We start from the raw sequence: 23,144 nt of genomic DNA, 5'->3' as shown, positions 1-23,144 counted from the left end.
GGGAAGAGAGGGAATCCATGCAAACCAATACACCAGTCTTTTCAACTGTGTCACAGACAACCCTTATGATTCGGCGTGGCGTTTTCGCCGGATTGCCAATTATGATTGGGTACCTACCCATCGCGATTACATATGGGGTGCTTGCGAGGCAAGCGGGGTTATCGATATTTGAACTAACGATGATGAGTGTACTTGTTTTTGCGGGTGCCAGTCAGTTTATGGCTGCGAGTCTTGTAGCAGCTGGTACCGGGGTGCTTGAAATCGTCATCGCCACATTCGTGTTGAACTTTCGTCACTTTGTGATGAGCTTTTCATTTATGAATCGACTTCGTGGAACTCCGCTAAAGTGGAAACTTCCTTTGTCATTCGGCTTAACAGATGAGACGTTCGCAGTTTCCTCACTCCATACGAAGCCAGCCAAAGAGGAGAATGGGATGTTGTTCTACGCCGCTATGATTGTGGTCAGCTATCTTTCGTGGGTGGGCGGTTCCTTTCTTGGGGGAGTGCTTGGTGATGTGATTCCAACTTCATTAAGTCAAAGTATGGGAGTGGCGCTCTATGCGATGTTCATCGGATTGTTGCTGCCTTCCGTTCGAGCCGAATGGAGAATTGGAATTGTTGCTTTAATAAGTATGTTCTTGAATTTCGCTTTCTCTGAAGTAATGCCTGCTGGCTGGGCAATTGTCTGTGCCACAATCATCGGTGCGAGCACTGGAATTTGGCTGCTAAAGAAAGAGGGTGAATCTTCATGATTACGATGATTATCGGGATGGCGATTGTGACGGCTGTACCTAGATTCTTGCCAGCATTCGTCGTAGATAAATGGGAGTTTCCAGATTGGGTAGACCGATGGCTTCAAGCTATCCCATATGCGGCGCTCGGGGCCTTGATTTTCCCTGGGATTTTGACGGTTATTCCGGATCAACCGTGGATTGGGTGGACAGTACTCCTAGTTGGTTCGCTGTTGGCTTTCTTTAAGTTAAATGTCATCGTTGTCGTTGGACTATCCATTGTGACTGTATACGTACTTACATTACTTTAGGTAGGTGTCACAGGTACATTCGCCCTCGCATATCGTATTAAGACTTCACGATGGAGGGAGATCGACAAATGGTTTATCGTCAAAATGGTTTTGGCATGCTTGGCCAATTGTTCTTCCCTGGTTTGGGCGGACCTGGCCAAGGGGGACCGGGAGGATTTACTGGGGGCTTTCCTGGTGGCTATCCTGGTCAGGGAGGCTTTCCAAATCAAGGAGGCTATCCGGGCTTTCCTGGTCAAGGAGGATTCCAAGGAGGGTATCCTGGAGGGCAACAACAGTCGCCGAACCTTCCCCCGCCACCTGATGCACCGCCTGGCGGTTTCGACGGTGGGGGGTATGGGAATCAGCCGAGCTTACAAGCTGTAGACCCAGGTTCATTTTATCGGTGCCTTTACCGTTATACATGGGTGCGACTAGAGAACGGACGCGCATTTTGGTTCTACCCGACTTTCATTGGAAGAAGGTCAGTTGCTGGGTATCGATGGAGAAGAAGTCAACGGAGATGGGTGTATTACAGCACCGATACAAACCGTATTGCTTATTTCTCTTGTAATTAATAAGCATAGCTCGCTCATCCATGGATTCGGTGAGCGGCTATGCTTATTTACGTTCATCATCATTTTCTTGTGTGTCTTGTTCATCATGTGGTTCGATATGAATGTGGGTATGACGGATCTCAAATTCTTTGGATAATTGTTCTTCTAGACGGTCGGTAATGTCATGACTATGCTGTACGCTCAGTGATGGGTCTACATGGATGGTGGCTTCCACTAGCATGCGATTCCCGTGTAAACGTGCTTTCACATCGTCGACTTTCATCACTTCAGAGTCTTTCGCCATAGAGGTTTTGATTTCAGATAAGATTTCTTCATCAATTCCGTCTGTAAGCGCGTGTGAGGAATCAATGAAAATGTCATACGCGGTTTTACATATAATGAGTCCAACAATGAAACCGGCGATAGGGTCGAGCCAAAATGCACCAAATTGAGCTCCTACAATTCCGATAAAGGCACCAATGCTGACAAGAGCATCCGAGCGATTGTCTTGGGCTGCGGCATATAAGGAGCGGCTGTTAATCCGTTTGGACAATTGGATGTTAACCCGGTAGACGACAAACATCACAATGGACGCACCAAGTGCAGTCCAGGCGGTCAGCATGGAAGGTGGTTGTTCAGTCGTACCTGAAAATAGGCTTGTGATGGTCTCATAGAGCACTTGTAGCCCGACAGTAACCATGATAAAAGCTGCAATCAAGGAGCCGATGGTTTCTGCACGGAAATGCCCGTAGTGGTGATCTTCATCTGGGGGCTTGCGAGAAATTTTAAGTCCGACAAGAACGGCAACGGAAGCGATGACGTCTGTTGCGTTGTTCAAGCCATCTGCGCGTAGAGCTTGTGACGATCCAAAGTATGCAATGATTAGCTTGGCTACAGATAAGACGAGGTAGGCGATGATGCTGATCCAAGCACCTTGTTCACCTTTTTTAATGTTTTCATATTCACTCATTCAGTTTCCTCCGTTTATGTTTCCATGAACAGTCTTTAATGTACCAAATGGACATTGACTGGGTCTAGAGAAACATTACTTCGCCTCCCCACATGTATTGTCTATCCTAAATTATGTTGAGCGTCTCCAACATTTCAATTGGAGTCTAGTGTAGGATTAACTTTTGTTTGAAAGGGTAAGTACATACTAAGGATTTATTCTATTTCATATGTATTCATAACAGATAAAGGGGGGAGCCTGGTGGTAAACGAGACCGTCGTCATAGAAGGGTCGATTTCGGGAATGAAATTCTCCAAACCCATTCGTTTGCAGTTCGACCCCAATTTAGAAAGTGTAGAAGAAGCTATTATTCGATTTTATTTTAGTGAAGCAACATCATTTGAAGAGCTCGCATCGGAACGAGGATGGAGAAACGCAGATTGGACGTTCCCACTTGTTCAAGAATCAGTCGCTGCGATGTAAGGAAAGAGTGAAATCCTCTTCAGGTAGACAGGTCATGTTAGAGCATAGGTGAAGATGCTCTATCCGTCTACTTGGAGGGGATTTTCTTATGGATTATGGTGTAGATCTTATACTGAGGAATTTAAGTGAGAGGGTCTTCGTTAGGGTGTATTCCTAGAGGAATAAGAGAACAAGCAGCGCCTAAGAGACGCTGCTTGTTTACTTGGTTTAAACAGTTAGAAATTGATTTCTAACAACTAGATAAATTTCTTGATTTCTGCTGTGAACACTTCTGGAGCATCCTGAGGAGTCCAGTGGGAAGCTTCAACTCTTACTAAGGTGCTATTAGGAAGGTCGTTCTCAAGCTTCTCAGCAGTTTCAATCGGTTGCCAAACGTCTTTCTCTCCCCATAGAAGAAGAACAGGTTGTTGAATAGAGGAAAGTGTAGGCGTAAGTGCAGTCGTTTCGTTCGTATTTAAGGCTGCAGCATTACGTACAAGACTCACTTTGCCTTCTTCGTGTAAATAAGGTGCCTTAATTCCTTGTAAGAAGGTCTCAGTCAGGTTCTCCTTATTGAAGAACATTTGTTTATACGCACCTGTAAGGAAGTTCTCGATTTCTTCGAGTGAATCGTTCGCTCTAGACGGGTGGCCCATCACGAGCATGTCATGAATTGGCCAAGAATCATAGGCCACAGCATTTGAAAGTACAAGCTTATTCACACGCTCTGGTTCATTGTGAGCAAGAATGAGTCCAACTCCTCCGCCAATATCATGCGCAACCACATTGGCTTTCTCCAATCCTAGTTCGTCCATAAGCTTAACCACCATATCTGCTTGTATGTTAAGAGAGCGGTTAAACTGATCACGCTGATCAGAGAAGCCGTATCCAAGTAGATCTGGTGCAATGACGCGATAATCCTCTTCTAACTCTTGGATTGTGTCCTGGTACAAGTAAGACCAAGTTGGGATGCCGTGCAAGAGAATGATTGGTGTTCCTGAACCTACGTCTGTATAGTTCACTTTCACCGGTTCTCCTACGATGCCTTCTAACATAACGGTTTGTTGTCTTTCTTTAAATTCTTCTATGCTCATTGTATTGTGAGTTGTCATATTTACTACCTCCTCAAATTTTTAATATGTTTCAGCTTAATCCCCACTAAAAGACAATGTCAAAAATTACGTCTTGACTTTAATAAACGACTATAAGGATTGAGGACTCAATTAGAGGGGGGGGAATTGTAGGAAGTGGTAAGTGGTTCATACCAATATGGGGGAAAACGCACATTGGATGGTACTTCCTGTAATGGAATCAATGTAGAAAGTTCTAAGCTGTGTATAAAAATGGGCTTTATGGAGGGGTAGGAAAAAAGGGGAGAAAGGATTAGAAAGAGAAACTTACAAATTATCTGCTCGTAAATAAGAAGTGTAAATGCGCTCATCACAATTTCAGCAGCACATCCCCAATTGGAATTGACGGATAGGGATGGCGCCTACTATGTCTACACACCTTTATCTGGTTTGTTTGAACATGACCTCATAGTTAGATTTCCTATATAATAAGAAAATAAATGAAATTTCAGATAGATGGGGGCTCTATACACGTTGTATAAAACAATTTCATTCCTCCTCATCTTCCTGTTAGTTGGATGTCAGACTGAAGAGGAAGAACGAACGCTTCGGATATCTGTCGCATCCAGTTTGACGAATGTCATGGAAGAAGTGGAACAAGCATACGAACAAGAACATCCATCAATCGATTTGTTGATAAATTATGGCTCTTCCGGAACGTTAGCTCATCAAATTGATAGAGGAGCACCAGCGGATGTCTTTCTCCCTGCGAGCACTGAATGGATGGAATTTGTAATGGAGAAAGGTCTTATTGACGAAAGTACTTATCATGAGCTTGCTTATAATGAACTTGTAGTGGCTTCTAAAGAAGGGGAATCGTACAACTTTCAAGATTTGTTGGATAAGAAAGTAGATTCTTTCGCAATGGGGGAGCCAGAGAGTGTTCCAGCAGGTACGTACGCGAAAGAAGCATTGGGTGAGCAATGGGAAACGGTACAAGATAAAGCGGTCTTTGCTAAAAACGTTAGACAGGTTGCTTCATACATAAAGACAGGAAACGTGGATGCTGGGTTTGTCTATAGAAGCGATGTGATGACACTTGAGGGGTTAACTTCCTTGAGTGTCGTTCCGAAAGAGCGATATAGTCAAATTGTTTATCCCGGAGCAGTCGTAGCTTTAAGTGAGCGTTCTGAAGAAGCAGAAGCGTTTCTCGCCTATTTACGTAGTAAGGAATCACAGGAGATCTTCCATGCCCACGGCTTCAAGGAAGGAGGGTGATGTAGGATGGATCTCTTTCCTGTGTGGTTGTCTTTAAGGGTAGCCACTATTTCAACGATCATTGTGTTTATCGTCGGTACTGTTCTTGGAAGGCTATTCGCACGTGGAACCTTTGTTGGGAAGACGGTGATTCGTTCCATCTTTATGCTTCCTCTAGTCCTTCCTCCTACGGTCATTGGATTTGGCTTGCTCTATCTATTCGGTCGAGAAGGCTTCATTGGGTCTTTGTTGAACGAGTGGTTTGGTATTCAAATTGTCTTTACGTGGTATGCGGCTGTGCTTGCTAGTAGTGTTGTAGCATTTCCTCTTATGTTCCAAAGTGCGGTCACCGCCTTTCAACAGTATGATGCCAATCTTGAGCGAGCGGCGTACACGATGGGGGCAGGCAAATGGAAAGTGTTTTGGACAGTTTCTTTCCCTTTAGCCTGGCCAGGACTACTAGCTGGAGTCATCTTAACTTTCGCCCGTGCACTTGGTGAATTTGGAGCGACCTTAATGATCGCGAGCTACACGAAGGGTCTTACAAATACGCTCCCATTAGAGATTTTCTTCTCCGTCGAATCGGGAAATCAAAGCCAGGCGGAACTCTTTGTTGTAATGATGGTTGTACTTGGGTTCGGTACTGTCTTCTTCTTAAATAAATGGAATGGGTCTCCCTATAATAATTAGGAAAGGAAGTCCACGGCGTGTTATCTATTGATCTACATAAACAACTCTCACATTTCAAGTTAGACGTCCAGCTTCGTATCCATCACGAGCTTGTCGTTTTATTAGGAAGGTCAGGTAGTGGTAAGACTACACTCCTTAATTGTATTGCAGGTCTTTCAAAGCCTGATGGGGGCACAATCTCCATAGATGATCAATGCGTGTACGATGGCAATCGTGTCTTTATCCCTCCTCAAAGGCGTGGGGTTGGCTATATCTTTCAAGATTATGCGTTGTTTCCTCATATGACAGTTCAGAAAAATGTGGAATATGCGCTTACGAAGAGTGAACGTGCTGTGCAGCGTAATCACGTAGATGCTGTACTAGAAACGCTTGGCATCTCTCATTTACGTAAGAGTAAGCCAAGGGAGATCTCAGGTGGAGAGAAGCAACGGGTTGCAGTTGCGAGAGCATTAGTCAGGCGACCTCGGGTGCTGTTGATGGATGAACCGTTTTCTGCTCTTGATGAATGGTCCAAGGAAGAAGGATATGGCCTTCTCGAGAGCGTTCAACAAGATTGGCAAATCCCAATTTTACTTGTCACCCATAATTACCGAGAGGCAGAACGACTCGGGGACCGTCTAATCTACATGGAGGAAGGAAGACTATGCTAATTCTTCATCTTTCCGCTTAACTTTTGTACACTGTTAAGGGAAGAAAGGACGATGTAAGGATGACGCCTTTTACAGAAAGAGTAATCACGTTAATCAAGAAAATCCCAGAAGGAAAAGTGGCTACTTATGGGCAGTTAGCGAAGCTCGCAGGAAGTCCGCGCGGCGCACGTCAAGTGGCACGATTGTTACACTCGATGAGTCGAAAGCATGGCCTCCCGTGGCACCGAGTCATTAATTCAAAAGGACAAATCTCCCTATCCGAAGACGCATTTCTAGACCAAAAGCTTTCTCTAGAAGCGGAAGGTGTAGAAGTAAGCGAACAAGGAAAAATCCACATGGAAACTTACCAGTGGACTCCGGAAATGGAAGGTTGAATGGGGGAGGGATTGAAAACACAAAGTAAGTCGTTTCACCTGGCCATCCATCCAACTACTCCATAAGCCCAATTAGAGAGAACCTATGTAGAAAAGAGCAAGGTGCGTGCACCTTGCTCTTTCTTATCGCATACACTAGTAGTGCCAACTGACTAGTGGATTAGTTGTTATCTCCGCCTTGAAGAGAAGCGATTAGCTCAGAAAGCTGACTAAGATCACCCTCAGATGCGTCTCCGTTCATGGCACGAGCAACCGCAACTGCGACAGCGACAGCGACTGCAACAGATGACGCTGTTGCTTCGTTGCTCACGTAGATTGTGTTGTTCGCGTTGTTATCGAAGTTGCTGTAATCAAAGTCATTTTGTCTTTGATTTTGGTCTTGGTCTTGCAATTGGCGTTGGCGTTGGTCTTGGTCTTGGTCTTGATACTGGTGTTGATCTTGATATTGGAATTGAAGTTGTTTCTGGAGCTGCTTTTGAAGCTGGAACATCGTTTGCTCCATTTCATACTTCATCTTCTTCATATCACTGTAATCGTACCAGTCATGATGCTTGTAGTATCCCATATGTTTCACCACCTTTCACATTCGTAATATATGAGCGAGAACGAAATGTGAGCGGGTTGTTGTCATGAGATGCGGTAAATTAAGTAAGCTATCTTATGAATATGTGTGCTGCTTGTATGGATGAAGCGAGTAAAAGAAACATTTCGTACATAGGTTAGGCGGCTCGAAATTATCTCGAAATTGAAAATTATGGTTTTGAACAAGTTGGTGAAGGGGAATAAGTAGCACGTATCCATAATACGTGAGGCAAAGGGGATGGAAGCGTTGACGAAGATTGCAGTGATTTACTACAGTTCAACAGGTACAAACTATAAGCTAGCTCAGTGGGCCGAAGAGGCTGCGAAAGAAGCAGGTGCAGAGGTGAGACTTGTGCGCGTTGCAGAGACAGCTCCAGATGAGGCGATTGATCAGAATCCAGCTTGGCGTTCTCACATTGATGCCACTCAACATGTTCCAATCGTAACGAACGATGACCTGGAGTGGGCGGATGGATTCATCTTTAGTACGCCTACCCGCTTCGGTAATGTACCCGCCCAGATTAAATCCTTCCTTGATACGACCGGCGGCCTTTGGTTCAATGGAAAGCTCGTGAACAAGGTTGTGAGTGCCATGGCGTCAGCTAGCAATGCTCACGGTGGACAAGAGCAAACGATTCTAAATCTATATACAACGATGTTCCACTGGGGAGCTATCGTGGCTGCACCAGGTTATTCCGACCAATCCGCTTTCACATCTGGAGGCAACCCATATGGAACGAGTGTAACCGTTAACCAAGATGGAGACATGCAAGAAGATGTGGAGGACGCAGTGAAGCATCAGGCTCGTCGAACTGTGGACATTGCGAAACGAATTCATCAATCTTAATGAGTAGCAGGGGTGCCCAATTCGCACCTCTGCTTTTTAGTAGCATTAGACGTATTGGTATACATAACCGAAAAACAGGTTTTGATGGTAGTATGGTAGGTTACTGTTGAACTGGATATGGATTGGACTATAAAGGAGGAAAGGGTAAGCTTGAAGCAGCCATCTTTCTCCGTAGAAAATGGACCTAAGTGCCGTTTCCATCTCCTTATGAAAGATTGTGTAGCGCCTGAATTGCCTTTGGCGAGGAATCGATTCATCCCCAACAAAGACACTCCCCTGAAATACAACCCCCTCATAGTTAGGAATCCACGTAGCGAACACCTCGTCTCGTTCTGGATTCAGAGTATCGTAAGCAAACTGTTTTGATACGGTTAGAAACAACTGCGCCGTTTCATCCGAATGAGTCAGCGTGTATTTTCTTTCTAAATAAGGTGTAAAATGGTGGATGTCTGGGCGATACTGTACGTAAACCGCATTTGGATTAAATCCCATCCCTTTCGCCTCCTTCGTACTCTAAGTGTATGAAGGGAAGCAAGTTGACTTGTTTAATGGCTTGAAATCAAGGGAAAAGAAAAATAAACACATTAAATTCAGAATATTGTTTCAATTTAGCTCTGTCTATCATATAATAAAAAAAAGGAACAAGGGGGTAAGTCCCATGAAAAAAGAGAAAGTGTCCTATTCGCTTAGTTGGTATACCTTCCATGGGAGAAAGGTTATTCATGCTAGAAGAGAAGTGCCGTACGAAGTCACCCTTGCATCCAGGCTAGTTTTAGACGAATTGATGTACACATGGAATAAGAATCACCTTGAATCTTTGATTAACGAAGCTATTGACCAAGGGGACCGCGACCGATTTGTCGAGTTGAGTGAACGATATAAACCTTATACGTATGAATAATAATAAAGGAACGGCTCAAGAGCCGTTCCTTTCCTGTTGAATGAGGCAAGATTCGCCATCTTGAGAGAGATCAATGTGTTCTGACAAGGTTTCTAACCAGATACATTGATTCATAGTTTCTGAGTTAGATAACGGATGAATGACATCATCTTGAATTACGAAGGGAGTAAAGGAAGAGCGGATTTCGTTTCCTTCTAAAGTTAATGTTAAGATGCCAGTCTCTGCCGTTCTGCCTTCTACATAGTCAGGAAAGAGGAAGTTGCCGAGAGAATAGGCGATGGGCTTTCCTTTATAGTACTCAAAACCTTGCAACACATGAGGATGAGCTCCGATGACTGCATCTGCCCCTTCATCGATTAACGTATGAGCAATATTCTGCTGACGCTCATTGAAGTGAACCGCTCGTTCTTCTCCCCAATGGTAATAAACAATCACATAGTCATTCTGCTCTTGAACCGCGCGGACCCGTTCGGCAGCTCGGTCTAGTTGATAGCCACTTGCGATACCAGGCTGGTTACGTTCTGCATACCAACTAACGGAAGGGAGGACGTGTGAGAACGCGAGGAAAGCAATTCGACGCCCCTTCAATGTCACGATATGTTCTTTGTAAGCAGCACTCTCATTGACCCCTGCTCCCATATAAGCCAAGTTCTTCTGAGTCAATTGGTCTAATGTATCTTTCAAGCCAATCTCCCCATAGTCAAGCGTATGATTGTTCGCTAAACTGACTAAGTCAACACCAGAATGTTGAAGTCCATCTAACAGTTTAGGAGAAGCCCTGAAGTTGTAAATCTTAGGGAAGGCAGTGCCTCGATGAGTCACGGGGGTCTCAAGATTAACGACAGAATAATGACTTCGTTCAAAGTAAGGAGCCACATACGTAAAGGGTTGTGCGGGATTTGATTCAATGGTGAAGGCGGTGGATTGCTCTGCAATGACATCACCTGCGAATGAGAGCGTAACCGGCTCATTGCTCTCATGCACGACCATTGCCACTTCTTCAGGGTGTAAGGCTGGGAATAGGGCTTGTAATACAATCCAAAACGAAACAATCATAGGAACAACTCCTTATCAGTATGAATTGGTTTTTTGTTCCTGCTTCTAAACCGTGTTATAGTATCTTTAGAGATTGAGTAAAGGAAGGTTCGTGCATGTATAAGAAATGGATTTATAGCGTCGTTGTAACAGGTGTGTTCATCTTAACGGGTTGTCAAGGCGAGGAAGCCAAAACCGTTACCACATCACCAGAAAAACAGACGGAACCAGCAGAGAAAGAGTCACCGAAACAACCAACTGATCAGGGCGAAGAAGCCTCGGTTGAAGACGAAGAGCAACCTTCAGAAGAAACGCTCTCAGATAACTCTGAATCTCAATCAGGAAACAAAGACCAACAATCTGCTACCTCTTCAGAACCTATCGTCGTTGAAGACCCGAGTAGCATAACCGCTGTAATTAACAAACAACGTGAATTACCGGCAGATTATGTACCGGCAAATTTGGTCGAACCAGACGTCCCGTTCTACTTTGAAGAGGACCATCCGAAGAGGCAGATGCGCCAAGTCGCCGCTACATCTCTTGAACAGCTCTTCCAAGCTGCTGAAGAAGAAGGGGTCGATCTTGTAGCTGCTTCAGGATACCGTTCTTACGACAGACAAAAGTCAATTTATGAAAGCAATGTTGCAGCTTACGGGGAAGAGAAAGCAAATACATTCTCTGCTAAACCGGGTCAAAGTGAGCATCAGACTGGTTTATCTATGGATGTAACCGTCGCTCAGCTCTCCTTTAAGCTAACAGAAGAATTTGGCGATACAGAGCCAGGTAGCTGGCTTGCCGAACATGCCCATGAATATGGGTACATCATTCGGTATCCAGAGGGCAAAAGTGAAATAACGGGCTATCAATATGAACCCTGGCATATTCGTTATGTAGGGAAAGAAGTTGCTACAGAGATTTATGAGAACAATGTAACGATTGAAGAATATTATAATCTCGATTAATAGAGTCCTTCCCTTTATCAATTAAAGGGAAGGGCTTTTGTTTATGAGAAAGATTTAGTACTAAGAATGGTGTTAGGTATAGAGTGAACGATTCACTATGTTTCTTAGAAGGTGTACGAGTGAAACCTAACTAGATTACAATAATTGGTTATTGTTACTTATTATACCTACCTAATTCAATGTTTACAATGAAGAAGGGGTTCGTTTGACTGGCTAGCTTAGAATCCTCTCTCACGTCATTCAATAAGACCCGCCCCTATTTGATGTACCTCTTTGTGCAGATATGCTGGCATGTTTCGCTGTAAGAATCAGGGTGAGAGTGGTTTATAAAATTTTAAGCTAATTCGACAGAATCTTCTCAAATTCGGGGGTATCCGGAAACGTACAAATCGATTACAATAGATTTATGAAATCGTTTTCGCAACGAATGTAAGGAGTGTTGGCTTTGAAGAAACAGTGGTGGAAAGAAGCGGTTGCTTATCAAATATATCCAAGAAGTTTCAGAGATTCGAACGGAGATGGGGTTGGCGATCTTCGTGGGGTTATTCAACAACTTGATTATTTAAAGGACCTTGGAATCGATGTCATTTGGATTTGCCCAATATTTGAATCGCCAAATGATGATAACGGTTACGACATTTCGAACTACCGGGGGATCCTTCAAGAGTTTGGGACAATGGAAGACTTTGACTTGCTGCTTAAAGAGGTACATAAGCGCGGGATGAAGCTCATTCTTGATTTAGTGATTAATCATACGAGCGATGAACACCCATGGTTTATAGAATCACGCGCATCTAAAGATTCACCAAAGCGGGATTGGTATATTTGGAAAGATGCGAATGGGGGCGAAGAACCAAATAACTGGGAGTCCATCTTTAGTGGCTCTGCTTGGGAGTACGACGAAGAGACAAGCCAGTACTATCTACATCTCTTTAGCAAGAAGCAGCCAGACCTGAATTGGGAGAATGAAGAAGTGCGTGAAGAACTCTATAGCATGGTGAACTGGTGGCTAGATAAAGGGATTGACGGATTTAGAATTGATGCAATTAGCCACATTAAGAAGCGTGATGGCTTCCCCGACTTAGAGAATCCAAAGAAGCTTGATTATGTGCCAAGCTTTGACATGCATATGAATCAACCTGGTATCGATTCCTGGCTACGCGAACTATCCGATCGTACATTTGAGAAGTATGACATCATGACGGTTGGTGAAGCAAACGGAGTTGAAATTGAGGATGCAGAGCGCTGGGTTGGTGAGGAGAATGGGTACTTTGATATGATCTTCCAGTTTGAGCATCTTGGATTATGGGACAAGAGTGCAGATGGAGGCGTAGATGTCCTAGCTATTAAGGAAGCATTGTCGAGATGGCAGGATGGTCTAGAGGGAATTGGCTGGAATGCGTTGTTCTTTGAGAATCATGACCAGCCTCGTAGCGTGTCTACGATTGGAAATGACACGACATACTGGAAAGAGAGCTCGAAAATGTTAGGAGCTATTTACTTCTTCATGAAAGGGACACCGTTTATTTACCAAGGGCAAGAAATCGGTATGACAAACGTACACTTCGAGTCCATTGAAGATTATGACGATGTAGGGATGAAGAATTTCTATTACGTAGAACGTCAAAAAGGGCGCTCTAAAGAAGAGCTGATGACTATTATCCGCAAGCAAATTCGCGACAATTCCCGCACGCCGATGCAATGGAACGATGGGCATATGGCTGGCTTCACTGAAGGGAATGACACATGGATTGGTCTAAACCCGAATTACAAAGAAGTGAACGTGGCTGCTCAACAAGAAGACAAAAATTCAATTCTCTCGTTCTATAAATCTATGATCTACTTGCGCAAGCACCATGAAGAATTTGTTTATGGTGAATTTGAATTGTTGCACCCAGAACATGAGACATTGGTTGCTTACAAGCGGAAGCTGTATGGGAAAGAAGCAGTTGTCTATGCCAATTTCAGTGACCAACCTCTAGAGTATGAAACAGATGGAGATCAGCTTGTTCTATCAAATTATGACCTTCTCGAACCTGATCAGCTTCAACCTTATGAAGTTAGGGTGTATATTAACTCATAGAAGATAGCCTTCAATAAATAAAGCAGGACGAAATCGTAATGGATTCGTCCTGCTTTATTATTGGTGTTCAGACGGAAGGTGCAGCACGTACAAGCTGCTGTGATGGATACGTGTAAGGAGGGTGAATCAATAACAGATTCCTACTCGCTTCTTTGAGAAAGTTCCTTCGAGAAATGCATCGTATGCAAATTTAGCCGTATCATAGGTCGTGACTCGTTCTCCATTCTCAGGTAATACATCTTCTAGAAAGCGAACATTTCCCTCGTGACCGCCTTCAGGTAAATAAGTAGGGCAAACAATCGTCCAGTCGAGCATAGATTCTTTTAAGGTGAAGTATGCGTGAAGATGTTCTTCTGCGGCGAATGTCTTCGTTCGTTTCGATTCACTGGATTGAAAGCGGTAGCGGTCCTCTTCGTAACGACTGTTCAAGATGCCTGCGGTTCCAATCGTCACAATTCGGTTGATTCCATGTTCACTCATAGAACGAATCAGTAGTGGAGTAGTATCCGTCAAGGTTGTCGTTCGGTCCGTACCAAGACAAGAGATCAATCCGTCTGCACGTTCCACTAATTGATTTATGGACTCCATCGTTGTTGCATCTCCTTCAATAAGATGAGCATTCGGGAGGATAGTTTTCCCTTTTTCTGCATCCCTTACAAGCGCGACGACTGTATGACCATCGGCTTCGGCAAGTTTGGCAACTTCTCGTCCCACTCTACCTGTTCCGCCTAATAGAGCAATCTTCATGGTTAACCACGTCCTATTCTTAAATAATTTGTAAATTTATTGAAAATGATGTGTGCGCGTACTAAGAAGTCTGCTATTCTTTGAGTACTCTAAGAGAAAGTGTGGGGACACGATGAAAAAGAGACCCGTGGTAAGCTGGATGCTATACGATTGGGGAAATTCTGCGTTTGCCACAACCATGATGGCAGCTGTACTCCCAATCTTCTATCAGAATGTCGCAACGGTTGGAGTCGATGATGCTGTGGCAACGAGCTATTGGGGGTATTCCCAATCTATTGCTGTCTTAATCGTAGCGTTATTGGCGCCCATACTCGGGGCTATTAGTGATTATTCAGCATCTAAGAAGCAATTCTTACGTTTCTTTGCGTATATGGGTATTCTAGCAAGTGTTCTTATGGCCTTTGTACAAGAGGGCCAATTTATCTTTGCGTCGTTGCTTCTTATTATAGGTACGATTGGTTTCTCAGGTGGAAATGTGTTCTACGACGCGTTTTTACCTGAAGTTGCGAAAGGAAAAGACCTCGACCGGGTATCAACGGGTGGCTTTGCTTTTGGTTATATTGGGGGAGGGGTCTTGCTTGCTATTAATTTAGGTATGATTATGGCGCCTCAAGCATTCTTCCTCCCAGATACGTTAACAGCGACACGAGCAGCTTTCATTTCTGTTGGTCTTTGGTGGTTCATCTTCTCCATTCCTCTCTTTCGTAACATAAGAGAAGAGAAGCGAGTTCAAGACAACGTAGAGAAGAAAGCCTATGTGCGCATTGGCTTTACACGGGTATCTAGCACATTTAAGGAGTTGCGACAGTATAAGCAATTATTAATCTTCCTTCTGGCTTTTTGGTTGTACAATGACGGAATCTCTACCATTATTAAGATGGCCACCATCTACGGAGCGGAAATTGGAATTGGAACAAATGACCTCATTATGGCATTAGTCATCACACAGTTCGTTGGGATTCCTTGTACATTCTTGTTCGGATGGCTTGCTACGAAGATGACTGCTAAACGGGCGTTGACGATTGCTCTTTATGTGTATATTGGAATTGTCGCACTTGGCTACTTTATGACAACTTCTCTTCACTTCTATATCTTAGCAACTTGTGTTGGACTCGTCCAAGGTGGTGCACAGGCCTTGAGTCGTTCTATCTTCGGGCGTATGGTACCTGATGATCGTCATGCTGAATTCTTCGGTTTTTATGGCATTTCATCTAAATTTGCTGCTATATTTGGGCCGTTCTTGTTCGGATTTGTAGGTCAATTAACAGGTTCAAGTCGTTACGGAATTGTCTCTCTACTCGTCTTCTTCATTATTGGGGTTCTGCTTCTCCAGAAGGTAGATGTAGATAAAGGGCAAAAACAGGCACAGGAAGCCACTGTTACGAAGGATACAGTGACGGTACACACCTAGAGTAAAAGGCCAGTTCCTTAGGTTCGGAACTGGTCTTATAGGATTGGGCAGGAATAGTGGTTGGACATCTCTAACTCTACAGGTTTACCGGTATCATAGGAGATATTCTGGATTAATCGCTCCAGAACAGCTTCTCTTGAAGGAGTAGGGTTTTCCCAATACGTAAGGGTAGCTGACACAACCCGCTTTCCTTCTCCCCATGCTTCCTTATACAGATCGTGAAAGCTCTTTGTCGATGGTTCATTCGTGGCCGAGTGATACCACGTATTTGAGTTGTTATTTAATAAGTCAAGGTGATCTTCGTATGGGCGATAGGAGAACGGCGAGACGAGAGTGGGGAATAAGGTGTTCTTCCAGCCCCAAGGGTCATACAAGAGACGCAACGCTCGCTTCATATCTTCGTAGGAACGCTGTACGTAGCGCGGTGGGAGTTCCCGCGTCTCTTCTTTGTAATGTTTATCGATAAGACGTTCAAGTAGTTCTGTTGTCGCAGTAGGGAGGTGAAGGCCTACATAGAGCAATTTATGAACAGGCGTCTGCCATGTATCAACGTTTCGATACTGCTTCATCATCAGTGTATCAATGAGTACTTCGAGTTTCTGATGCTTATTTGCCTCATATCCAGCTAAATAATGAATGTATGGGTGGGTGTTTCGGTCAAGTATGTGATGTGTGATAAATCCAAGTACATAAGCTTGCGTCGCAATCGGTGCATCCTTCGCTTCAATAATTAAATCTAATAAGAAAGGACCACATTGTTTCGTATGCATGGCTAAGCCAAGTTGCTCCACCGTCTTATCACGCTGCCAAGGAAGAAAGTGATAATAGAAAAACGGGTCTGGACCTTGTGCACCTAGGTGAATATGGGAATCTGCACGTTTTATTTCTTTTGGGGTTTGAATGTGGTCGAGCACATCTTCGCTAAATAAGATATGGGTCCAAACGTTTGGCATAAAGTCGCCTCCTTTCGTCTTTCTATTATAATGGGTATGACCGAATAAAATGGAAAATCAACAAACTCTTATAAATTTTTTTACTATTCTGCAAAGGTACTAATTGTCAAACGACAGAGAGTTTGGTTAGATAGAGGTGGGGGAAGAATTCACAGTCATAGAAAGGGATGAAATAGAATGGAATATCGTGTAGAACGTGATACATTAGGTGAAATGCAGGTACCAAAGGAAAAGTATTGGGGTGCTCAAACGCAGCGTAGTAAAGAGAACTTCCCAATTGGTACAGAACAAATGCCTGAAGAAGTAATCCGGGCATTTGCTATCTTGAAGAAGTCTGCAGCGAAAGCAAACCATAAGCTTGGCTTCTTGGAACAAGAGAAATTGGAAGCGATTCAATATGCAGCAGATCGCATCATTAAAGGGGAATTGAACGACCATTTTCCACTTGTTGTTTGGCAGACAGGGAGTGGAACTCAATCCAACATGAATGTGAATGAAGTCATTGCATACGTTGGGAATGAATGGTTGGGTGAGAAGGGTAGTGAAACACGCCTTCATCCAAACGATGATGTAAACAAATCGCAAAGTTCCAATGATACGTATCCAACTGCGATGCATATTGCAGCTGTCTTGAAAGTGGAACAAGCGGTTGTACCTTCTCTTCAAAGGTTGAAAGGGACGCTTCAAGACAAAGTCAATGCATTCGAGAACATCGTGAAGATTGGACGTACACACCTCCAAGATGCGACTCCATTAACGCTTGGACAAGAGATGAGCGGTTGGCATCGTATGCTTGAGAAGACAGAAGATATGCTCCTGAGCAGTCTTACATATGTGCGTGAGTTGGCCATTGGAGGAACGGCTGTTGGGACAGGCTTGAATGCCCACCCTGACTTCTCTGAAACAGTGTGCGCCTATATTAATGAAGAAACAGACGAAGCGTTCGTATCTGCGGCGAATAAGTTCCATGCACTTACAAGTCATGATGAACTTGTGTACACGCATGGTGCGTTGAAAGGTCTAGCCGCAGATTTAATGAAGATTGCGAATGACGTACGCTGGCTTGCTAGCGGCCCACGTTGCGGAATTGGTGAGATTCTTATTCCTGCCAATGAACCTGGGTCTTCCATTATGCCAGGAAAGGTCAATCCGACTCAAAGTGAAGCGGTGACGATGGTAGCTACACAAGTAATGGGGAACGATGCGACTATTGGCATTGCAGCAAGTCAAGGGAACTTCGAATTGAATGTCTTTAAGCCAGTCATTGCATACAACTTCCTACAATCTTGTCAATTGCTCGCGGACAGCATGGATTCATTTAATGACCGATGCGTAAAAGGCATTGAGCCAAACTACGAACAAATTGATAAGAATCTGAAAGACTCCTTAATGCTTGTAACGGCGCTAAACCCTCATATTGGGTACGAGAATGCGGCTAAGATTGCGAAGCACGCTTATGAGCATAATCAAACGTTAAAGCAGTCTGCAGTTCAATTAGAACTCTTAACGGAAGAACAGTTTGAGGAATATGTAAATCCTGAAGAAATGACAACACCAAACGCTAAATAATACAGAAGCCATCAAGCGTATGCTTGATGGCTTTTTATCCATGCTATTTAATTGTAAGTCTTATTGACCGCTGTATTGTTGCTCAGCCATTTGCACAAGGCGTTTTGTGATTTCTCCGCCAACAGAACCGTTTTGGCGAGAAGTTGAATCTGGACCAAGGTTCACTCCAAATTCTTGTGCGATTTCATACTTCATTTGATCAAGAGCTTGCTGAACACCAGGGACTACTAGTTCATTTGAATTGTTATAGGCCATTTCTTGTTCACCTCTTAGTAGAATTTGGTGGATGTTAGAGGAGAGTTCCCCTCCTTCATCCGTGTGTGCTAGTGGTGTACTTGTAGTATGTGAGGTTACGAAGCACTTATGAGAGGTAATTATTGTGTAGTTTACGATTCCTTAAACATATACGTAAAAATTACCACTACCCCTCCGTGATAGTCAGAATCAGGTTGGGTCACACTATGTCTACAGAGGAGGTGAAGACATCATGGCTTACAACAACTCTAACGAGCTAGTTGTACCTGGCGTACAACAAGCACTAGACCAAATGAAATACGAGATTGCGCAAGAGTTTGGCGTACAGCTTGGACCAGACTCCACAGCTCGCCAAAACGGTTCAGTAGGTGGCGAGATTACGAAACGTCTTGTCCAAATGGCTGAACAGCAATACAGCGGAAGCAACTACCAACAATAATAGCGATGTAGCAAGAAAGAGGAATGGGCAACCGTTCCTCTTTTTTAGAATGAAGGAAAGAGGGGAGGATTATTCATGTTTGTTTGCCCTCTGTGTAATGGTTTAGCAACCATTGATGCGAGCTGTTCTACATGCGGAGAAGGAAAGTTAATAGATCGAGGCAGGGTTGTAGATTACTTAGATGACTATAGTGCATACATGTCGGATGAGGACTTGAAGATGGTTGATGGACTGCCTGATTCCAAAGAAAAGCATAGTTGTGTTCATGTATTTCAGTGCACCTCTTGTCATGAAGACGAAACGATTCCAATTCATGAACTTGATGCGTAAAGCTCTTTGCTTTTTAGCGAAGGGCTTTATACTTTAATCGTACATAGGTATAAGAGTGGTTTTGTATTAGTGGATGGGAGGGGAATTCTGTTTCGAGATAATAATGGGAATAGAAAAAGCAGTCATCTGTTGGGATGACTGCTTTTTGGTGGTTGTGTTGGAGAGTGGCTTTGCTTATGCCATTGTGGCTAAGCAGGCCTCCGCTTTTTGTGTCTAGCTCCGGTCCGCAGCCACTACGGGCATAAGCGATTCAAATCCGTGAGGAAAGAGCGCTTCACTGCGTTGCTTGTCTTATGCCTACCGTGGCTAAGCAGGTCTCCTTCGCTTTTCATGTCTAGCTGCGGAGGCCAGCCACTACGGACATAAGTCAATCAATTCCGTGGGGAAAAGGCACCCCACTGCATTGCTTGTCTTATGCCTACCGTGGCTATGCAGGCCTCCTCCGCTTTTCTTGTCTAGCTGCAGGGGGCAGACCCTCTGGTCATAAGCGATTCAGCTCCGTGAAGGAAAAGCACTTCACTACGCTGCTTCGCTTATGCCTGCCGGGTCTAAACGCCCCCTTCCGCTTTTCATGTCTAGCTGCAGGGGGCAGGTACTACGGACATAAGCGATTCAACTCCGTGAGGAAAGAGCGCCTCACTGCGTTGCTTCGCTTATGCCTTCCGTACCTGAACGCCCCCTTCCGCTTTTCTTTATCTAATTCTCAGTTCTGTTTCTGCATCGAAGAAGTGGGCTTTGTTCATGTCTAGGGCTACGTCGATGTTTTGGCCTCCGTTGACGTCGGAGCGGGAGTCGACGCGGGCGATGATGTCTTGGTCGTTTAGTTTAGAGTAGAGGTAAGACTCTGAGCCCATTAGTTCGGCTACTTCGATTGCGATTGTTACTTTTGTATCTTTGCTGGAATCAAGGAAGACGGGTTCGTCGTGAATGTCTTCTGGACGGATTCCTAGGACGATGTCTTTGTTTACATAGTTTTGTTCACGTAGTGGTTTCATCTTGCCTTCTGGGACAGCAATCTTAATGTCGCCAAGTTTCACAAAGCCTTCTTCTAATTTACCGTGTAAGAAGTTCATGGCAGGTGAGCCAATGAATCCGCCTACGAATACGTTCTCAGGTAGGTCGTATACTTCTTTTGGAGAGCCTACTTGTTGGATGAGGCCGTCTTTCATAACAACAAGGCGTGTTGCCATTGTCATTGCTTCTGTTTGGTCGTGTGTTACGTAAATTGTCGTTGTTTTAAGGCGTTGGTGAAGTTTCTGGATTTCTGCACGCATTTGAACACGAAGTTTCGCGTCTAGGTTAGAAAGTGGTTCATCCATTAGGAAGACCTTAGCATCACGGACAATGGCACGTCCAAGTGCAACACGCTGACGCTGACCTCCTGAGAGTGCTTTAGGTTTACGGTCTAAGTATGCTTCAAGTCCAAGAATTCTTGCAGCGTCTTGAACACGACGGTCAATTTCTTGTTTGTCGAACTTACGAAGCTTCAGTCCGAATGCCATGTTGTCGTATACGCTCATGTGAGGGTATAGTGCGTAGTTCTGGAACACCATTGCAATGTCACGGTCTTTAGGTGCTACGTCGTTCATGCGTTTGTCGTTAATGACTAGATCCCCGTCAGAAATTTCCTCAAGTCCTGCAATCATACGAAGTGTCGTAGATTTCCCGCAACCTGATGGACCGACAAAGACGATAAATTCTTTATCTTGAATATGAAGGTTGAAATCTTCAACCGCCGTTACTTTGTTGTCATATACTTTATAAATGTTATCCAATTTTAATTCAGCCATGTTCCCATCCCCTTAATGTGTAAACGTTTTATTGTTCTACAATTCTGATTGTAAACGCTTTTACAAAAAGGGTAAATGGACAGGGTGCACAAAAACGATGAAAGCGTTTGTGCACATTACCCATCATTGGATAGCTTGGTTTCGTGTAGAATGGCTAAATAAGCGCATAAAGCACCGTGAAATTGTTTAATATCAATACCCGTTCGTTCAATGAATTTATCAATGCGGTATTGAAGGCTGTTTCGATGCATATAGAGTCGTTTAGCCGCTAGCGTGGCATTTGATTGGCTTTCGATAAATACACGAACTGTTCGAATGAGCTCGGGGTCATCCATCACGGGAAGAAGGAGACTGTTCCTAATGGTTCTCGATTGTTCGGCCGTGAACGGGTCTACGTGTAAATAAGGGATGGATTCCTTGTACGTTGTAACAGGCTTCGGTTCGTATTGAAGCATCGTTTGGAAACACATTCGTTGCCATTTCGCATGACTCGAGATCTCGGTAGCGTCTTGATAGTAAAAGGGGCTTACATATAAATAAAGCTTCATATAGAAGTCGCTCATCAAGATGTTTACAATGTCTTCGTAAGATACTGGTTCCTGGTCTTCATGGTGAATTTCTTCAACAATGATGCCTTGAGACCGATTGTCCCATAAGATTGGCATGCTTGTAGGGAATACCCCTTCTACTGCTTCTTGAAATGTAGAGGGATTTACTTCCTCTTTCAATGAGAAGAACACGAAACGAAAAGAGGTAGGAATCGTCGCTTTGTCAGGGACCACTTCATCCTCCATCCACTTCTGCCACATTTGTTCACGGGTTGTTAGTTGGTCAGGTTCAGGCTCTAGCTTATCAAGTAAGGAAGATAGAAGAAGAGCTTCTCTGTCGGTCAGTTCTTGTGCTGGTATGCCAATCCATTCCTTGTTCATGGAGAACCATATATAACGCTCATCAAGTGAAACCGTATGAGCAGGTACCTTTATTAAATTCGGGTATAGCGTGTATAAATGCTCAATCATTGCAAGGCCTCTCTTTTTTTGTTTTAATTCATACCATACCTATCAACAATAACAGATTAAATACTTTAAATGTAAATGTGAATCATGTATACTATACCATAAGGGGTACGAAGGTTCCCATAGAAACAGGAGTAGAAGGGGGTAAGTAGCGTGGCTAAGATGGAAGAGTATGAGATGCACGAGTATTCTCAAGACATGAAGAATCGATTGAAGCGTGTGGAAGGTCAGATTCGTGGTGTTCTGAAGATGATGGATGAGGATAAAGGATGTAAAGATGTCATTACTCAATTGTCTGCTGCCCGCTCAGCAATGGATCGTGCCATTGCTTACATTGTTGCCCGTAACCTAGAAACGTGCATCCGTGAAGCGGATGAAAACGGAAACGATGAAGCGGATCAAATTATTCAAGAAGCAGTTCAAATGCTTGTTAAGAGCAGATAAATATAGAAGAGCAACTCTTTATGAGAGTTGCTCTTTTTTTATTTGTCTTTAGGTGTAGGATAAGGTTCATTCTCTTTTGGGATCGCTCTTGCTTCCTCAATTACATCATGATTCGCTTCAAACGTAACATAGCCACCGCCCAATCCTTCGTCCATCATTCGTTCAACATCCATTTCATAATTCGAACGAGCATCTTCATTTTGTTTCGAGGGTTTACTCATTTTCTTCTCTCCTTCTATTCGCAGTCTGTACGTGTAGTTTGGTCTAGCTTATCGTTCGTATACATAAAGTAGAGAAAAGGAGGCGTAGTGGATGTCAACATCTAACCCAATTGTTGCACTAATCGAGCTTGAATGGACGAATTACGACTTTGCAAAACGGCTTACGCTCGAGAGCAATCAACCCTTTTTCAAAGAAATGATGGAACAGGTTCAAGAAGATGCAGAGGGAAATTATCATTACCTTCAAACGATGCACTACGCCACCTACGGACAATATGTGGAACATTCAAGAGAGAGGATTTCGTTTGAGACCTTTGAAGAAGGGGTTCAATTGGCTCTACGCCATGCCCTTCGTACTGCTCGAGCATACAGAGGGTGGTATAGTGCCTCTTCCTATACATTCCGAGATAAACAAGTGTTTCAGTCCTTACATAATGCAATGGACCACGCTCTTATGTATTCCACCATCTATGGAAGACTGAGATAACCGAAAGCAACTATTCAAAGAGCACCGCCAACGTACTAAGGCAAA

29 protein-coding genes are annotated in these 23,144 nt (G+C 43.9%); 18 read left to right on the top strand and 11 right to left on the bottom strand.

The genetic code is table 11. From position 1 onward, the window contains the following. Window positions 1–17 precede the first annotated feature (17 nt). The 3 genes from H513_RS0108275 (at window position 18) to H513_RS0108265 (ending at window position 1,596) form a co-directional block, all read left to right on the top strand. Window positions 18–752 carry an AzlC family ABC transporter permease gene (locus H513_RS0108275; protein ID WP_026800323.1) on the top strand — a complete coding sequence of 245 codons (735 nt, stop codon included), beginning with the start codon at window positions 18–20 and terminating at the stop codon, window positions 750–752. After that, the gene (locus tag H513_RS0108270) at window positions 749–1,042 is read left to right on the top strand and encodes an AzlD domain-containing protein (protein ID WP_026800322.1); all 294 of its coding nucleotides are present in this window, start codon (window positions 749–751) and stop codon (window positions 1,040–1,042) included. Before H513_RS0108275 ends, H513_RS0108270 begins: the two co-directional genes overlap by 4 nt. A gap of 68 nt (window positions 1,043–1,110) precedes the next feature. Further along, on the top strand, window positions 1,111–1,596 hold the full coding sequence (locus tag H513_RS0108265; protein ID WP_231572081.1) for a hypothetical protein: 486 nt from the start codon (window positions 1,111–1,113) through the stop codon (window positions 1,594–1,596). 43 nt (window positions 1,597–1,639) lie between these two features. Here the strand turns inward: H513_RS0108265 and H513_RS0108260 are convergent, their stop codons facing one another. Continuing rightward, entirely contained in the window at window positions 1,640–2,545 is a 906-nt protein-coding gene (locus H513_RS0108260; RefSeq protein WP_026800320.1) for a cation diffusion facilitator family transporter, read from the bottom strand. A 240-nt stretch (window positions 2,546–2,785) separates the two neighbouring features. Between H513_RS0108260 and H513_RS0108255 the strand changes: the two genes are divergently transcribed. After that, window positions 2,786–3,007, top strand: a complete 222-nt coding sequence (locus H513_RS0108255) for a hypothetical protein (RefSeq protein ID WP_026800319.1) — start codon at window positions 2,786–2,788, stop codon at window positions 3,005–3,007. A gap of 236 nt (window positions 3,008–3,243) precedes the next feature. On the opposite strand, the gene H513_RS0108250 is transcribed toward H513_RS0108255, so the two are convergent. Further along, window positions 3,244–4,098, bottom strand: coding sequence for an alpha/beta fold hydrolase (locus H513_RS0108250; protein WP_051239800.1), 855 nt, complete (start codon window positions 4,096–4,098; stop codon window positions 3,244–3,246). A gap of 492 nt (window positions 4,099–4,590) precedes the next feature. Here H513_RS0108250 and modA point away from each other — a divergent pair, with 492 nt between their 5' ends. Genes modA through H513_RS0108230 form a run of 4 tightly spaced genes read left to right on the top strand, consistent with a single transcriptional unit; the run spans window position 4,591 to window position 7,027 of the window. Beyond that, on the top strand, window positions 4,591–5,334 hold the full coding sequence (modA, locus tag H513_RS0108245) for a molybdate ABC transporter substrate-binding protein (protein ID WP_051239798.1): 744 nt from the start codon (window positions 4,591–4,593) through the stop codon (window positions 5,332–5,334). A 6-nt stretch (window positions 5,335–5,340) separates the two neighbouring features. Next, window positions 5,341–6,003 (top strand): molybdate ABC transporter permease subunit, encoded by a 663-nt coding sequence (gene modB, locus H513_RS0108240; RefSeq protein WP_026800316.1) that lies wholly within the window; start codon window positions 5,341–5,343, stop codon window positions 6,001–6,003. 17 nt (window positions 6,004–6,020) lie between these two features. Further along, on the top strand, window positions 6,021–6,653 hold the full coding sequence (locus H513_RS0108235; RefSeq protein WP_026800315.1) for an ATP-binding cassette domain-containing protein: 633 nt from the start codon (window positions 6,021–6,023) through the stop codon (window positions 6,651–6,653). A gap of 59 nt (window positions 6,654–6,712) precedes the next feature. Beyond that, window positions 6,713–7,027, top strand: coding sequence for an MGMT family protein (locus tag H513_RS0108230; RefSeq protein WP_026800314.1), 315 nt, complete (start codon window positions 6,713–6,715; stop codon window positions 7,025–7,027). 160 nt (window positions 7,028–7,187) lie between these two features. On the opposite strand, the gene H513_RS21550 is transcribed toward H513_RS0108230, so the two are convergent. Continuing rightward, the gene (locus H513_RS21550) at window positions 7,188–7,592 is read right to left on the bottom strand and encodes a hypothetical protein (protein WP_036769494.1); all 405 of its coding nucleotides are present in this window, start codon (window positions 7,590–7,592) and stop codon (window positions 7,188–7,190) included. A gap of 255 nt (window positions 7,593–7,847) precedes the next feature. On the opposite strand from H513_RS21550, the gene wrbA reads away from it, so the two are divergent. After that, window positions 7,848–8,456: an NAD(P)H:quinone oxidoreductase gene (wrbA, locus tag H513_RS0108220; protein ID WP_026800313.1), complete on the top strand. Its 609-nt coding sequence runs from the start codon at window positions 7,848–7,850 to the stop codon at window positions 8,454–8,456. Between the two features lie 45 nt (window positions 8,457–8,501). On the opposite strand, the gene H513_RS0108215 is transcribed toward wrbA, so the two are convergent. Continuing rightward, a complete protein-coding gene (locus tag H513_RS0108215; RefSeq protein ID WP_026800312.1) occupies window positions 8,502–8,948 on the bottom strand; it encodes a staygreen family protein in 447 nt (148 codons plus the stop codon). A 166-nt stretch (window positions 8,949–9,114) separates the two neighbouring features. On the opposite strand from H513_RS0108215, the gene H513_RS0108210 reads away from it, so the two are divergent. After that, complete coding sequence (locus H513_RS0108210) at window positions 9,115–9,357, top strand: IDEAL domain-containing protein (protein ID WP_026800311.1); 243 nt, start codon at window positions 9,115–9,117, stop codon at window positions 9,355–9,357. Between the two features lie 15 nt (window positions 9,358–9,372). Here the strand turns inward: H513_RS0108210 and H513_RS19835 are convergent, their stop codons facing one another. Continuing rightward, on the bottom strand, window positions 9,373–10,413 hold the full coding sequence (locus tag H513_RS19835; RefSeq protein WP_051239796.1) for a CapA family protein: 1,041 nt from the start codon (window positions 10,411–10,413) through the stop codon (window positions 9,373–9,375). A gap of 95 nt (window positions 10,414–10,508) precedes the next feature. On the opposite strand from H513_RS19835, the gene H513_RS0108200 reads away from it, so the two are divergent. After that, window positions 10,509–11,354 carry a M15 family metallopeptidase gene (locus H513_RS0108200; RefSeq protein ID WP_026800310.1) on the top strand — a complete coding sequence of 282 codons (846 nt, stop codon included), beginning with the start codon at window positions 10,509–10,511 and terminating at the stop codon, window positions 11,352–11,354. 445 nt (window positions 11,355–11,799) lie between these two features. Beyond that, window positions 11,800–13,437, top strand: a complete 1,638-nt coding sequence (locus H513_RS0108195; protein ID WP_026800309.1) for a glycoside hydrolase family 13 protein — start codon at window positions 11,800–11,802, stop codon at window positions 13,435–13,437. A 126-nt stretch (window positions 13,438–13,563) separates the two neighbouring features. On the opposite strand, the gene H513_RS0108190 is transcribed toward H513_RS0108195, so the two are convergent. Further along, entirely contained in the window at window positions 13,564–14,184 is a 621-nt protein-coding gene (locus tag H513_RS0108190; RefSeq protein WP_026800308.1) for an NAD(P)-dependent oxidoreductase, read from the bottom strand. A gap of 112 nt (window positions 14,185–14,296) precedes the next feature. Here H513_RS0108190 and H513_RS0108185 point away from each other — a divergent pair, with 112 nt between their 5' ends. Then, the gene (locus H513_RS0108185; RefSeq protein ID WP_026800307.1) at window positions 14,297–15,595 is read left to right on the top strand and encodes an MFS transporter; all 1,299 of its coding nucleotides are present in this window, start codon (window positions 14,297–14,299) and stop codon (window positions 15,593–15,595) included. 35 nt (window positions 15,596–15,630) lie between these two features. On the opposite strand, the gene H513_RS0108180 is transcribed toward H513_RS0108185, so the two are convergent. Beyond that, window positions 15,631–16,548, bottom strand: a complete 918-nt coding sequence (locus tag H513_RS0108180; RefSeq protein WP_026800306.1) for a zinc dependent phospholipase C family protein — start codon at window positions 16,546–16,548, stop codon at window positions 15,631–15,633. A 177-nt stretch (window positions 16,549–16,725) separates the two neighbouring features. Here H513_RS0108180 and fumC point away from each other — a divergent pair, with 177 nt between their 5' ends. Beyond that, window positions 16,726–18,117, top strand: coding sequence for a class II fumarate hydratase (gene fumC, locus H513_RS0108175; RefSeq protein WP_026800305.1), 1,392 nt, complete (start codon window positions 16,726–16,728; stop codon window positions 18,115–18,117). A gap of 60 nt (window positions 18,118–18,177) precedes the next feature. Here the strand turns inward: fumC and H513_RS0108170 are convergent, their stop codons facing one another. Beyond that, window positions 18,178–18,372 (bottom strand): alpha/beta-type small acid-soluble spore protein, encoded by a 195-nt coding sequence (locus tag H513_RS0108170; protein ID WP_026800304.1) that lies wholly within the window; start codon window positions 18,370–18,372, stop codon window positions 18,178–18,180. 232 nt (window positions 18,373–18,604) lie between these two features. Between H513_RS0108170 and H513_RS0108165 the strand changes: the two genes are divergently transcribed. Beyond that, window positions 18,605–18,811, top strand: a complete 207-nt coding sequence (locus tag H513_RS0108165) for an alpha/beta-type small acid-soluble spore protein (RefSeq protein ID WP_026800303.1) — start codon at window positions 18,605–18,607, stop codon at window positions 18,809–18,811. 75 nt (window positions 18,812–18,886) lie between these two features. Continuing rightward, on the top strand, window positions 18,887–19,141 hold the full coding sequence (locus H513_RS0108160) for a hypothetical protein (protein ID WP_026800302.1): 255 nt from the start codon (window positions 18,887–18,889) through the stop codon (window positions 19,139–19,141). A gap of 692 nt (window positions 19,142–19,833) precedes the next feature. Here the strand turns inward: H513_RS0108160 and H513_RS0108155 are convergent. After that, window positions 19,834–20,931, bottom strand: coding sequence for an ABC transporter ATP-binding protein (locus tag H513_RS0108155; protein ID WP_026800301.1), 1,098 nt, complete (start codon window positions 20,929–20,931; stop codon window positions 19,834–19,836). A gap of 116 nt (window positions 20,932–21,047) precedes the next feature. Continuing rightward, window positions 21,048–21,950, bottom strand: a complete 903-nt coding sequence (locus H513_RS0108150) for a PucR family transcriptional regulator (RefSeq protein ID WP_026800300.1) — start codon at window positions 21,948–21,950, stop codon at window positions 21,048–21,050. A gap of 174 nt (window positions 21,951–22,124) precedes the next feature. Here H513_RS0108150 and H513_RS0108145 point away from each other — a divergent pair, with 174 nt between their 5' ends. Beyond that, entirely contained in the window at window positions 22,125–22,391 is a 267-nt protein-coding gene (locus H513_RS0108145) for a metal-sensitive transcriptional regulator (RefSeq protein WP_036769564.1), read from the top strand. Window positions 22,392–22,429: 38 nt separating this feature from the next. Here H513_RS0108145 and H513_RS0108140 read toward each other — a convergent pair whose 3' ends face one another. Beyond that, window positions 22,430–22,612, bottom strand: coding sequence for a hypothetical protein (locus tag H513_RS0108140; RefSeq protein ID WP_026800298.1), 183 nt, complete (start codon window positions 22,610–22,612; stop codon window positions 22,430–22,432). A gap of 91 nt (window positions 22,613–22,703) precedes the next feature. Here H513_RS0108140 and H513_RS0108135 point away from each other — a divergent pair, with 91 nt between their 5' ends. Beyond that, the gene (locus H513_RS0108135; RefSeq protein ID WP_026800297.1) at window positions 22,704–23,099 is read left to right on the top strand and encodes a hypothetical protein; all 396 of its coding nucleotides are present in this window, start codon (window positions 22,704–22,706) and stop codon (window positions 23,097–23,099) included. Window positions 23,100–23,144: the final 45 nt, after the last annotated feature.

It is taken from the genome of Pontibacillus halophilus JSM 076056 = DSM 19796, from assembly GCF_000425205.1.
In the GTDB taxonomy this organism is placed as follows: Bacteria; Bacillota; Bacilli; order Bacillales; family BH030062; genus Pontibacillus_A; species Pontibacillus_A halophilus.
Note: the sequence above shows the minus strand (reverse complement) of the source record. Positions and strands in the feature narration are given on the sequence as shown.

Bases quoted from the DNA above. Each gene is read 5' to 3' on its own strand.
- H513_RS0108275 (WP_026800323.1), top strand. From the start codon at position 18: ATGCAAACCAATACACCAGTCTTTTCAACTGTGTCACAGACAACCCTT.
- H513_RS0108270 (WP_026800322.1), top strand. From the start codon at position 749: ATGATTACGATGATTATCGGGATGGCGATTGTGACGGCTGTACCTAGA.
- H513_RS0108265 (WP_231572081.1), top strand. From the start codon at position 1,111: ATGGTTTATCGTCAAAATGGTTTTGGCATGCTTGGCCAATTGTTCTTC.
- H513_RS0108260 (WP_026800320.1), bottom strand. From the start codon at position 2,545: ATGAGTGAATATGAAAACATTAAAAAAGGTGAACAAGGTGCTTGGATC.
- H513_RS0108250 (WP_051239800.1), bottom strand. From the start codon at position 4,098: ATGACAACTCACAATACAATGAGCATAGAAGAATTTAAAGAAAGACAA.
- modB (WP_026800316.1), top strand. From the start codon at position 5,341: ATGGATCTCTTTCCTGTGTGGTTGTCTTTAAGGGTAGCCACTATTTCA.
- H513_RS0108230 (WP_026800314.1), top strand. From the start codon at position 6,713: ATGACGCCTTTTACAGAAAGAGTAATCACGTTAATCAAGAAAATCCCA.
- H513_RS21550 (WP_036769494.1), bottom strand. From the start codon at position 7,592: ATGGGATACTACAAGCATCATGACTGGTACGATTACAGTGATATGAAG.
- wrbA (WP_026800313.1), top strand. From the start codon at position 7,848: ATGGAAGCGTTGACGAAGATTGCAGTGATTTACTACAGTTCAACAGGT.
- H513_RS0108215 (WP_026800312.1), bottom strand. From the start codon at position 8,948: ATGGGATTTAATCCAAATGCGGTTTACGTACAGTATCGCCCAGACATC.
- H513_RS0108210 (WP_026800311.1), top strand. From the start codon at position 9,115: ATGAAAAAAGAGAAAGTGTCCTATTCGCTTAGTTGGTATACCTTCCAT.
- H513_RS19835 (WP_051239796.1), bottom strand. From the start codon at position 10,413: ATGATTGTTTCGTTTTGGATTGTATTACAAGCCCTATTCCCAGCCTTA.
- H513_RS0108200 (WP_026800310.1), top strand. From the start codon at position 10,509: ATGTATAAGAAATGGATTTATAGCGTCGTTGTAACAGGTGTGTTCATC.
- H513_RS0108190 (WP_026800308.1), bottom strand. From the start codon at position 14,184: ATGAAGATTGCTCTATTAGGCGGAACAGGTAGAGTGGGACGAGAAGTT.
- H513_RS0108185 (WP_026800307.1), top strand. From the start codon at position 14,297: ATGAAAAAGAGACCCGTGGTAAGCTGGATGCTATACGATTGGGGAAAT.
- H513_RS0108180 (WP_026800306.1), bottom strand. From the start codon at position 16,548: ATGCCAAACGTTTGGACCCATATCTTATTTAGCGAAGATGTGCTCGAC.
- fumC (WP_026800305.1), top strand. From the start codon at position 16,726: ATGGAATATCGTGTAGAACGTGATACATTAGGTGAAATGCAGGTACCA.
- H513_RS0108170 (WP_026800304.1), bottom strand. From the start codon at position 18,372: ATGGCCTATAACAATTCAAATGAACTAGTAGTCCCTGGTGTTCAGCAA.
- H513_RS0108165 (WP_026800303.1), top strand. From the start codon at position 18,605: ATGGCTTACAACAACTCTAACGAGCTAGTTGTACCTGGCGTACAACAA.
- H513_RS0108160 (WP_026800302.1), top strand. From the start codon at position 18,887: ATGTTTGTTTGCCCTCTGTGTAATGGTTTAGCAACCATTGATGCGAGC.
- H513_RS0108155 (WP_026800301.1), bottom strand. From the start codon at position 20,931: ATGGCTGAATTAAAATTGGATAACATTTATAAAGTATATGACAACAAA.
- H513_RS0108150 (WP_026800300.1), bottom strand. From the start codon at position 21,950: ATGATTGAGCATTTATACACGCTATACCCGAATTTAATAAAGGTACCT.
- H513_RS0108145 (WP_036769564.1), top strand. From the start codon at position 22,125: ATGCACGAGTATTCTCAAGACATGAAGAATCGATTGAAGCGTGTGGAA.
- H513_RS0108140 (WP_026800298.1), bottom strand. From the start codon at position 22,612: ATGAGTAAACCCTCGAAACAAAATGAAGATGCTCGTTCGAATTATGAA.
- H513_RS0108135 (WP_026800297.1), top strand. From the start codon at position 22,704: ATGTCAACATCTAACCCAATTGTTGCACTAATCGAGCTTGAATGGACG.